Below are 3,340 nucleotides of genomic sequence, written 5' to 3'. Positions count from 1 at the left end.
CCGGCGGCATCGGCCGGGCGACGGACGCGCGCCTCGTCGGCGAAGGTGCCTGTGTGGTGCTTGCCGATATCGACCAGGCAGCACTCGAGGGCACCGAAGCCGATTTCGTCAAGAGTTATGGCGCTGACGCCGTGCGCAGCGTTCGGCTTGACGTCACCAAGGAAGATGCGGTGATCGCCTCCTTCGCGGAAGCCTGCGTTGAATTCGGCGGCATCGATATCCTCGTCTCGAATGCCGGCATTGCCTCGTCCGCGCCAATCGAAGCCACCGAGCTGTCGACGTGGAACCGCAATATCGATATTCTGGCGACCGGCTATTTCCTCGTCTCGCGCGAAGCGTTCCGCCTGTACCGCCGTCAGGCGCTCGGCGGCAACGTTATCTTTGTCGCTTCGAAGAATGGTCTTGCCGCCTCGCCGAATGCATCTGCCTATTGCACCGCAAAGGCTGCCGAAATCCATCTCGCTCGCTGCCTGGCGCTGGAAGGCGCGGATGCCGGCATCCGCGTCAACACCGTCAATCCGGATGCTGTCCTGCGCGGCTCGAAGATCTGGAGCGGCGAATGGCGCGAGCAGCGCGCTGCCTCGTCCAAGATCGAGGTGGACGATCTCGAGGAACATTACCGCAAGCGTTCGATGCTGAAACTCAACGTGTTTCCGGAAGATATCGCCGAGGCGATCTATTTCCTCGCATCGGACCTTTCGGCAAAATCGACCGGCAACATTATCAATGTCGATGCCGGCAATGTGCAGAGTTTTACGCGGTAAGAGGGTCGCTCTTCTCCCCGGCGGGGAGAAGATGCCGGCAGGCAGATGAGGGGACGCAGAGCGAAGCGATGCGTGTTCTGGGCGGGGCAGCGAAGGACCATTAATGTCCTACCCGGCCGCCCCCTCATCCGACCCTTCGGGCCACCTTCTCCCCGCTGGGGAGAAGGGAAGAAAGAAACAATCGGGAGGAAGAAATGGCCGAATTCAGGATCGCGCAGGATCTGGTTGCGACGGATAACGACAAGCGGGCAACAGCGCTGAAAGCCGATTACGAGGCACTGGGCGCGACGCTTGCCCGTCGCGGCGTCGATATCGAAGCAGTCACCCGGAAGGTTGCGGAATTCTTCGTCGCCGTTCCCTCTTGGGGCGTCGGCACCGGCGGCACGCGTTTTGCCCGTTTCCCCGGCACCGGCGAGCCGCGCGGCATCTTCGACAAGCTCGACGATTGCGCCGTCATCAACCAACTGACGCAGGCGACGCCGAATGTCTCGCTGCATATTCCCTGGGACAAGGCCGACGCCAGGGAGTTGAAGGCCAAGGGTGATGCGCTCGGCCTCGGCTTCGATGCGATGAATTCCAACACCTTTTCCGATGCGCCCGGCCAGGCCCATTCCTATAAATACGGCTCGCTCAGCCACACCGATGCGGCAACACGGGCGCAAGCGGTCGAGCACAATCTCGAATGCATCGAAACCGGCAAGGCGCTCGGCTCCAAGGCACTGACGGTCTGGATCGGCGACGGCTCGAACTTCCCCGGCCAGAGCCATTTCACCAAGGCTTTCGAGCGTTACCTCGCCTCGATGGCGGACATCTACAAGGCGCTGCCTGATGATTGGAAGCTGTTCTCCGAGCACAAGATGTACGAGCCGGCCTTCTATTCCACCATCGTGCAGGATTGGGGAACCAACTACTTGATCGCCCAGACGCTCGGCCCCAAGGCCTATTGCCTCGTCGATCTCGGTCACCATGCGCCGAACACCAATATCGAGATGATCGTCGCCCGCCTGATCCAGTTCGGCAAGCTCGGCGGTTTCCACTTCAACGATTCGAAGTATGGCGACGACGATCTCGACGCCGGCGCGATCGATCCCTACCGGCTGTTCCTCGTCTTCAACGAACTGGTCGATGCCGAGCAGCGCGGCGTCAATGACTTCAACCCGGCCCATATGATCGATCAGTCGCACAATGTCACCGACCCGATCGAAAGCCTGATCAACAGCGCCAACGAAATCCGCCGCGCCTATGCACAGGCGCTGCTCGTCGACCGCAAGGCGCTCTCCGGTTACCAGGACGACAACGACGCGCTGATGGCATCGGAAACGTTGAAGCGCGCCTATCGCGCCGATGTCGAGCCGATCCTCGCCGAAGCCCGACGCAGGGCCGGCGGCGCGATCGACCCGATCGCCGTCTATCGCGCCAGCGGCTATCGCAGACAAGTGGCGGCCGAGCGCCCGGCATCCGCTGCCGGCGGCGGCGGCATCATCTGAACGACCGATTGTTTCGCATGGTCTGAAGTCATGCTGATTAGGGATGAATGGTTGCCGGCAGCGCAGGGGTGACGCGCTGCCGGCGTCCCGCCGTTTACGGCTTCCAGGCCCCGGCGATCTGGCGGGTGGCGATGTTCAGCCGGTTCCAGACATTGATGTTGGCGATGGCGATGACGAGTGCCGCAAGGCTCCTGCCGTCATAATGCCGGGTCGCTTCGTCCCAAATATCATCAGGCACCGGATCGGCGCGGTCGCTGACACGGGTGACTGCCTCGGTCAGCGCAAGGGCTGCGCGTTCGGCGTCGCTGAAATAGGGCGAGTCGCGCCAGGCGCCGATGGCGAATAGCCTTTCGTCGGTTTCGCCGAGCTTCTTTGCAATACGAGGATGACCGTCGACACAGACGCTGCAGCCGTTGATCTGGCTGGCGCGCAGGTTGACGAGTTCGAGCAGCTTCGGCGAAAGGCCGGTTTCGACCGGCACCTTGCTGAGCGCATTGAGCGCCTGCATGGCCGCGGGAAGGACGAGGGCGGGGTTTCCCATTCTCTCCTGCATGGTATGTCTCCTTGATGCGTTTACTGTTGTTCGACGATCCGCCGGCGCTGTCACATCGGCCGGGTTTCATTCGTCATGGCTTTGACGGAACGCAGCGGAGGAATGTGACAAATGGACGAGAAAAAATGGCTGGCCGATGAGTTCGAGGCGAACAGAGCGCATCTGAGGGCCGCAGCCTATCGCATGCTCGGCTCACGCAGCGAGGCTGATGATGCCGTTCAGGAGGCCTGGCTGCGGCTCAGCCGCACGGATACGACAGGGGTCGGCAATCTCGGCGGCTGGCTGACGACGGTGGTGGCGCGCATCTGCCTCGACATGCTGCGCGCCCGCAAGACCCGGCGCGAGGAACCGCTGGAGGTGCCCGTCCATGGCGGGATCGCCGATCCTACGGAGGATCCCGAGCGCGAAGCCGCCTTTGCCGATTCGGTCGGTCTGGCACTGCTCGTCGTGCTGCAGACGCTGGCGCCCGCCGAACGCGTCGCCTTCGTGCTGCACGACATGTTCGACCTGCCCTTCGACGAGATCGCGCCGATCAT

Annotated in this window: 4 protein-coding genes; 3 read left to right on the top strand and 1 reads right to left on the bottom strand. The window is 62.5% G+C overall.

Annotated elements, in window-relative coordinates; genetic code table 11:
• Together MOV76_RS38645 and rhaI are read left to right on the top strand one after the other, a co-directional pair.
• A partial coding sequence (locus MOV76_RS38645; RefSeq protein WP_247266541.1) for an SDR family oxidoreductase occupies positions 1-764 on the top strand: 764 nt, incomplete at its 5' end.
• Positions 765-958: 194 nt separating this feature from the next.
• Complete coding sequence (gene rhaI / locus MOV76_RS38640) at positions 959-2,251, top strand: L-rhamnose catabolism isomerase (protein ID WP_018448551.1); 1,293 nt, start codon at positions 959-961, stop codon at positions 2,249-2,251.
• A gap of 94 nt (positions 2,252-2,345) precedes the next feature.
• Here rhaI and MOV76_RS38635 read toward each other — a convergent pair whose 3' ends face one another.
• Positions 2,346-2,804 carry a carboxymuconolactone decarboxylase family protein gene (locus MOV76_RS38635; protein ID WP_105009482.1) on the bottom strand — a complete coding sequence of 153 codons (459 nt, stop codon included), beginning with the start codon at positions 2,802-2,804 and terminating at the stop codon, positions 2,346-2,348.
• Positions 2,805-2,915: 111 nt separating this feature from the next.
• Between MOV76_RS38635 and MOV76_RS38630 the strand changes: the two genes are divergently transcribed.
• Positions 2,916-3,340 (top strand): sigma-70 family RNA polymerase sigma factor (locus MOV76_RS38630; RefSeq protein WP_247266540.1); only part of this gene is annotated, 425 nt, incomplete at its 3' end.

The sequence above is a fragment of the Rhizobium sp. PRIMUS64 genome (assembly GCF_023006465.1).
Classification (GTDB): domain Bacteria; phylum Pseudomonadota; class Alphaproteobacteria; order Rhizobiales; family Rhizobiaceae; genus Rhizobium; species Rhizobium leguminosarum.
The sequence above is the reverse complement of the archived record's forward strand: the minus strand, read 5'-3'. Positions and strand labels throughout refer to the sequence as shown.